6 protein-coding genes are annotated in these 6,390 nt (G+C 34.9%); 3 read left to right on the top strand and 3 right to left on the bottom strand.

Features of this window, described 5'->3' with window-relative positions:
• Positions 1-90: 90 nt before the first annotated feature.
• The gene (locus tag GQN54_RS01745; RefSeq protein ID WP_160631342.1) at positions 91-351 is read left to right on the top strand and encodes a GIY-YIG nuclease family protein; all 261 of its coding nucleotides are present in this window, start codon (positions 91-93) and stop codon (positions 349-351) included.
• Between the two features lie 280 nt (positions 352-631).
• Positions 632-1,705: an AsmA family protein gene (locus tag GQN54_RS01740; RefSeq protein ID WP_160631339.1), complete on the top strand. Its 1,074-nt coding sequence runs from the start codon at positions 632-634 to the stop codon at positions 1,703-1,705.
• A gap of 75 nt (positions 1,706-1,780) precedes the next feature.
• Here GQN54_RS01740 and GQN54_RS01735 read toward each other — a convergent pair whose 3' ends face one another.
• Both GQN54_RS01735 and GQN54_RS01730 read right to left on the bottom strand, forming a co-directional pair.
• Positions 1,781-2,623 carry a phosphopeptide-binding protein gene (locus GQN54_RS01735; protein WP_160631337.1) on the bottom strand — a complete coding sequence of 281 codons (843 nt, stop codon included), beginning with the start codon at positions 2,621-2,623 and terminating at the stop codon, positions 1,781-1,783.
• A gap of 25 nt (positions 2,624-2,648) precedes the next feature.
• A complete protein-coding gene (locus GQN54_RS01730; RefSeq protein WP_160631335.1) occupies positions 2,649-3,167 on the bottom strand; it encodes an acetyl-CoA carboxylase biotin carboxyl carrier protein subunit in 519 nt (172 codons plus the stop codon).
• 110 nt (positions 3,168-3,277) lie between these two features.
• Between GQN54_RS01730 and GQN54_RS01725 the strand changes: the two genes are divergently transcribed.
• Positions 3,278-5,917 (top strand): M1 family aminopeptidase, encoded by a 2,640-nt coding sequence (locus GQN54_RS01725; RefSeq protein WP_160631333.1) that lies wholly within the window; start codon positions 3,278-3,280, stop codon positions 5,915-5,917.
• On the opposite strand, the gene rnhA is transcribed toward GQN54_RS01725, so the two are convergent.
• A complete protein-coding gene (gene rnhA, locus GQN54_RS01720) occupies positions 5,914-6,381 on the bottom strand; it encodes a ribonuclease HI (protein ID WP_160631331.1) in 468 nt (155 codons plus the stop codon). The two genes, GQN54_RS01725 and rnhA, sit on opposite strands and share 4 nt — an antisense overlap.
• Positions 6,382-6,390 lie beyond the last annotated feature (9 nt).

Below are 6,390 nucleotides of genomic sequence, written 5' to 3'. Positions count from 1 at the left end.
GTCCTTGGTTCGAGCCCAAGAGGAGGAGCAACAGAGCTGCACATTATGTGCGGCTCTTTTTGTTTATAGTGTTCTGTATTTTTTTGATTTATGCCCTACTACGATTATATATTATATTCGAAAAGCATTGATAAGTATTATGTTGGTAAAACAGAGAATCCAGAGGGGAGATTGAGATATCATAATTCAGCATTAAATCAGATTTGGACGAAACGCGGAAAGCCTTGGGAATTAGTAAAGCTCATTGAATTTGAAAATTCAACACTTTCGTCAAAAGCGGAGCGCTTTATTAAGAAACAGAAAAGTAGAAAGTTCATTCAGGAAATAGTTGAATTAGGATGGAAAGGTTAGCGCATCTGATCCCGATGCATCGGGAAGGGTCCTTGGTTCTTTTGAAATTTAAACTTTTTCTATAACGATAGTAGAACTTTCAAATTCTTTATTCAAGTGTAGTTAGATTTAAGTACTGTGGAATATTTTGTGGGGTTATTTCTACAGGTTTAAATATAATATGATTTTCATTCTGTATTAATGCGTTGTTTTTTAGAGTGTTGTTAGGTTGGTGATTTAGCTTGTTTTATTGGGCTTTGATTTGATAAATAAATGTTAAATCAAAATCAATTAACCAAAAATGAAAAAACGAACCAAAATAATAATTGGAGTCGTAGTGCTTTTGTTAGCCATTCGAATTTCTCTTCCTTTTGTGGTAACTAAATATGTGAACAAGGTACTTTCCGAAATTGAGGGTTACGAAGGTTCGATTGACGATGTTGATTTGCATTTATATCGAGGGGCCTATAAAATAATAGGGTTAGAGTTGTTTAGTGTAGAAAAAGACATTAAAACACCATTCGTTGATATCGATGTTATCGATATTTCTGTAGAATGGAAAGCGCTTTTTGATGGTTCTATTGTTGGCGAAATTATTTTGGAAAACCCTAAACTCAATTTTGCGGCTGGACCTTCAGAAGAGGAGGTTCAAACAGGAGAAGAAAATGATTGGACTCAAACGATTAAAGACTTAGTCCCACTCCAAATAAATCGATTTGAGATTATAAATGGGAAAGTTTCTTATATAGATGATTATAGTTCTCCTAAAGTGGATATTTATTTCAATGAGATGAATGCTTTAGCCACAAACTTGAATAATTCGAAAGATTATACTGAAAACCTGCCTTCAAAAATTATATTGACAAGTAGAACGATTGGGGATGGGAATTTTGACCTGGATATGGATATTAATATTTTAAAGCAGGTTCCAGATTTTGACTTCAATTTGAAATTAGATGAAGTCAATTTACCAGCTTTGAATGACTTTTTTAAAGCTTATGCAAAAGTAGACGCAGAGAGTGGAACTTTGAGCCTCTATTCAGAATTGGCCTTAATTGATAAAAACCTTGATGGATATTTTAAACCCCTTACCAAAGACATTAAAATATTGGATTGGAAAAACGAAGAAGAAAATATTTTTGGCAAACTATGGGAAGCCTTAATAGGTTTAGCAGGAAATGTAATAGAGAATCAACGTAAAGACCAAATTGGTTCAAAAATTCCAATCAATGGAAACTTAGATAACACCAATGTAGGGACCTGGAAAGCATTAATAAGTCTTTTAAAAAATGCATATTTGAATCCTCTGCAAAGTCAATTGGATCAGACGATAATCGTAAAGAAAAGAGAAATAATAAATAAAGAAGAGCAATAAGTAGTGAAGTAGTGTAAATGAAAAATGCCTTTTCGTCCCAAAACGAAAAGGCATTTTTGTTATTATATTATATGTTTATTTTTTGATCGTAATAATTCGATCTCCTGAATCGTTGAACGGGCCTTCTACTGGAGCTCCATCAGCACTGATTAATTTAATGCGAAATGTATTTTCACCTTCTTTCAATCCCTCTACGAAGTAAGGTTGCCATTGATCAATTAAGAATGATGTACCGTTAATTTCTACTTGTACACGGTTCCCCTCTGTTGATAATTCAGTGTTTAATAAGTAAAAATCCAGTAAAATCTTTTCAGCATCTTTACCGCTATATTCTCCTTTAGGTCTACTGTAGAACAAATGAGGAGCTTTTTCATCAAACTTATTTTCGACTTTTCCTATGGGAAAGTTTTTCAATACAAAAGCAGTACTATTTTTAATACTCTCGTGGTATGAACGTGATAAGAAACTCAATACTACATTATTTCCTTCACCTAACTCTGCTTTGAAGCTCGGTTCATATTTTGCCAAATACGGAGCATTGTTCAATATAAAATGTATGTGTTGTCCTTTTTCAGAGTTTGCACAATGTCTATTCATAGCATCATCCGTTTGAACAGCAAGTTCATAATCCGAAACGGTAAAGTCAAATTGATTTTCACCCACTTTTAATTTAGCATCATCCTTGGGATTGTTCAAGGTCAGCTTTGCATTGGGAAAATCTTGAGCGATATCAGCTGGATAAATGGTTATTCCATCTTGAGTCATGCGTCCTTCGGTTGAAGCTGTTTCTTCTTTTACTGCTTCTTCAGTTGTCGTTTCGGTCATTTCATCATTTGACTCTTTTGGAGTATTTTCTCCACAAGCACTCAAAAACAGCGCACTTGCAATCATTCCGACTTTAAATAGGGACTTATTCATTTCGTTGATTTTTAAGTTTAATTAATTATTCAAATGTGATGAGAACTTGATTTTTCTCTACAGCAACCCCTTTCTCAACTTCTATAGATTTAATTATTCCTTCTGTAGGCGATTTTAGTACATTTTCCATCTTCATCGCTTCCAACACCATTATGGCATCGTTTGCAGCTACAGTGTCTCCAACAGCCACATTGATATTAAGTACCAATCCTGGCATCGGAGCTTTCATTTCTGAAATTTTTGCTGAATCTAAATTGTCTAACCCTAATCTATGTAGCAACTGGTCAAATTGATCTTCAATAGTGAGGTCAATTTTTTTTCCATTTACTTTTATGCTATAGGCTTTTGTTTTAGGATTCGCATTTAATACCTCAATGCGGTAGGATTTATTGTTCTTTATAGCATGAAAAGTTCTGCTATCGATGGATTCTATTTGCCATTCAAACGACTGTTCGTCAATGGTTCCTTTTTGGAAAGTAGCATCTTCAAATTGAACTTTGTGCGACTTGCCTTTGCTGCTGTGGACGGTCAATTCTTGTGTCATGTAACAAAAGTAAATTTTTTTATTGGATTCCTTAAGTAGGATTAGATTAGTTTGAAAATCGGGAAAGTTTAGTCAACTTTGAAGGTTGATTCATAAATAGATATTTTACAATGAGAAAAAGTTCAATAGTTATTCTTTCTAGTTTGTTTTTAGCTTCTTGTTCTTTATTGAATAAGAATAAGATAGAAGAAGTTAATCTGGATGAAGTTATAGTGACACCAGCCAAGAAATTGGACTACCAACCTTCTGAAACACGTATAAATGACTTATTGCATACCAAGTTAGATGTAAAGTTTGATTGGACGAAAGCTCATTTGCACGGAATAGCGCATTTAACCTTTAAACCTTATTTTTTACCTACTGACTCTTTGACACTAGATGCAAAAGGATTTGAAGTGAAGGAAGTAGTCTTGATCACACCTGAAGGTTCAGAAGTGCCATTGAAGTATGAGTATAAGGACAAATTGCATTTGAATATTAATTTAGATAAGACGTATACAAGAAACGATACGTATCAAATTTCAATTAATTATATCGCTAAGCCGAATGAATTGGAAGACGGAGGAAGTGCCGCCATTACTTCTGATAAAGGATTGTATTTTATCAATCCCAATGGAGAAGAGACCAACAAGCCGAAGCAAATATGGACTCAGGGTGAAACAGAAGCTAGCTCATGCTGGTTTCCTACAATCGATGCTCCGAATGAGAAGATGACTCAAGAAATTTACATGACTGTTGATACACAGTATGTGACGCTATCCAACGGTATTTTAATGTTTCAAACTGATAACGGTGATGGCACAAGAACCGATTATTGGAAGCAGAAATTACCTCATGCTCCTTACTTAGCTATGATGGCAGTTGGAGATTTTGCAATAGTAGAAGATTCATGGAAAAGTATAGGGGTGAATTATTATGTAGAACCAAAGTTTGAACCTTATGCAAAGCAGATTTTCCCTCATACACCTGAAATGTTGACGTTTTTTTCTGAGCGTTTAGGAGTGGAATACCCTTGGGAAAAGTATGATCAAATAGTAGTTCGAGATTATGTTTCTGGAGCAATGGAGAATACAACAGGCGTAATTTTCGGGGAGTTTGCACAGGGAGATAGTCGCTATTTAATTGATAATTCAGCAGAAGATGTTGTTTCTCATGAATTGTTTCACCACTGGTTTGGTGATCTTGTTACTTGTGAGTCTTGGTCAAATTTACCACTAAATGAGTCGTTTGCAACCTATGGAGAGTATTTGTGGAGAGAATATAAAAATGGGAAAACATGGGCTGATTACCATAATGCACAAGATTTAAAAAGTTATTTGAGAGAGTCTAAGCGTAAGCAAGTGGACATGATTCGTTTTTATTACGATCAAAAAGAAGATATGTTCGACAGTCATAGTTATGCGAAAGGTGGCAGAATTTTGCACATGCTGCGAACGATACTAGGTGAGGAGGTTTTCTTTGAAGGTTTGCGAGTGTATTTGGAGGACAATAAATTTCAGGCTGTAGAAATTCATCAGTTGAGATTGGCGATGGAAAAAGTAAGTGGTCAGGACTTGAATTGGTTTTTTAATCAATGGTTTTTATCAAGTGGTCATCCAGTGTTGAAAATTGATTATGCTTACGACAAAGATTTAAAATTGCAATTTGTGACAGTAGAGCAAAATCAGAATCTGAAAAATACTCCTCTGTATCGTTTGCCAGTTGCGATAGATATTTATACAGAAAGTGGAGTTAAGCGTCATAATATAGTCGTGACAGAAAAACGTCAGATATTTGAATTTAAAACTGAATCAGCGCCGACTTTAGTCAATTTTGATGCTCAGAAATACCTGCTTTGTGAGAAAGAGGACAATAAGGGATCCATTAAAGAATGGATCAAGTTGTATGAAGTAGGAACTTTATATGACGACAAGAAAGAGGCGCTAACTGCTTTAATAGACACTAAGGATACTTTGGCTATTCAGACCATAATGAAAGCTACGAATGATGAATTTTGGGGAATTCGTTTGTTAGCAATCGACTGTATGGAAAATGCAACTAAACTAAAAATGGGAGCCACAAGAAGTCGTCTCATCGAAATGGCCAAAAATGATGAAAATTCAAGTGTAAGGGCTAAGGCGATTGAGTGGTTGATTGAGGAGTTTGAGCAGACTAATGAAGTAAAATCGGTATATAGCAGTGGATTGAATGATTCTTCTTATGTGGTTGTTGGTTCATCTCTTTATGGATTATATGAAAGCGATAAAGAGAGAGGTTTAGCTGCAGCAAAACAGCTGGAAGCAATTGACAATATTGATATCATGTCAACAATTTCTCTTATATATTCTACGGAGTCGGATGAAGCGCATCAAACGTTTTATGAGTCAGCTATGACTAAGGTTAGTGGGTTCGATAGATATGCAATTTTGAGCGGCTATGCTAAGTATATTAAAAGTCAGAGTCTTAATTCTAAGGAGAAATCTATTCCAACATTTAAGAATTCAGCCATTATTGAAAATGCATGGTGGATGAGAATAGAAGGTACAAATGCATTGTTGGAAATGAGAAGAACAATTTTAACAGATATGGAAAAAACTGCTAAAAAAATAGACAATACGGTAGATGAATCTGTAAAAACGGATTTAAAAAATCAACATAAGCAAATGCAGCAAGTATTGAATAAGATTGATGATGCATTAACAGAAGTGAAAGCAAAAGAAAGTAATTCTCAAATTTTAGAAATCATCAATAAATCAATGGCTAAGAATTAGGCTTGGTCTTGATTTTCTTCAAACCAACGATCTACATTCAAGTTTTCTTGAGATGCGGCCGCAAATGCTAAACGGTCGCATCTTTCATTTAAAGGATTGCCAGCATGCCCTTTTACCCATTGAAATTTCACATTATGTTTCGGGTAAATCAGCAGAAATCGTTTCCACAAATCACTATTCTTTTTGTTTTTGAAATTAGTTTTTACCCATTTAAAAACCCAACCTTTCTCTACAGCGTCAGCTACATATTTTGAGTCGGTATAAATGACCACATCACTTGGTTGTTGCTTTAGCATTTCTAAGGCAACTATAACACTCAACAATTCCATCCGATTGTTAGTGGTGTGTTTAAAACCTTCTGACACCTCTTTTCGGAATTTACCGCTTATCAAAACGATACCATAACCTCCTGGTCCTGGGTTGCCTTTAGCAGATCCGTCTGTATATATTGTAATTTGTGGCAAATGAGTAAA

The organism is Acidiluteibacter ferrifornacis (assembly GCF_009909615.1).
GTDB classification, from domain to species: domain Bacteria; phylum Bacteroidota; class Bacteroidia; order Flavobacteriales_E; family Vicingaceae; genus Acidiluteibacter; species Acidiluteibacter ferrifornacis.
The sequence above is the reverse complement of the archived record's forward strand: the minus strand, read 5'-3'. Positions and strand labels throughout refer to the sequence as shown.

Bases quoted from the DNA above. Each gene is read 5' to 3' on its own strand.
- GQN54_RS01745 (WP_160631342.1), top strand. From the start codon at position 91: ATGCCCTACTACGATTATATATTATATTCGAAAAGCATTGATAAGTAT.
- GQN54_RS01740 (WP_160631339.1), top strand. From the start codon at position 632: ATGAAAAAACGAACCAAAATAATAATTGGAGTCGTAGTGCTTTTGTTA.
- GQN54_RS01735 (WP_160631337.1), bottom strand. From the start codon at position 2,623: ATGAATAAGTCCCTATTTAAAGTCGGAATGATTGCAAGTGCGCTGTTT.
- GQN54_RS01730 (WP_160631335.1), bottom strand. From the start codon at position 3,167: ATGACACAAGAATTGACCGTCCACAGCAGCAAAGGCAAGTCGCACAAA.
- GQN54_RS01725 (WP_160631333.1), top strand. From the start codon at position 3,278: ATGAGAAAAAGTTCAATAGTTATTCTTTCTAGTTTGTTTTTAGCTTCT.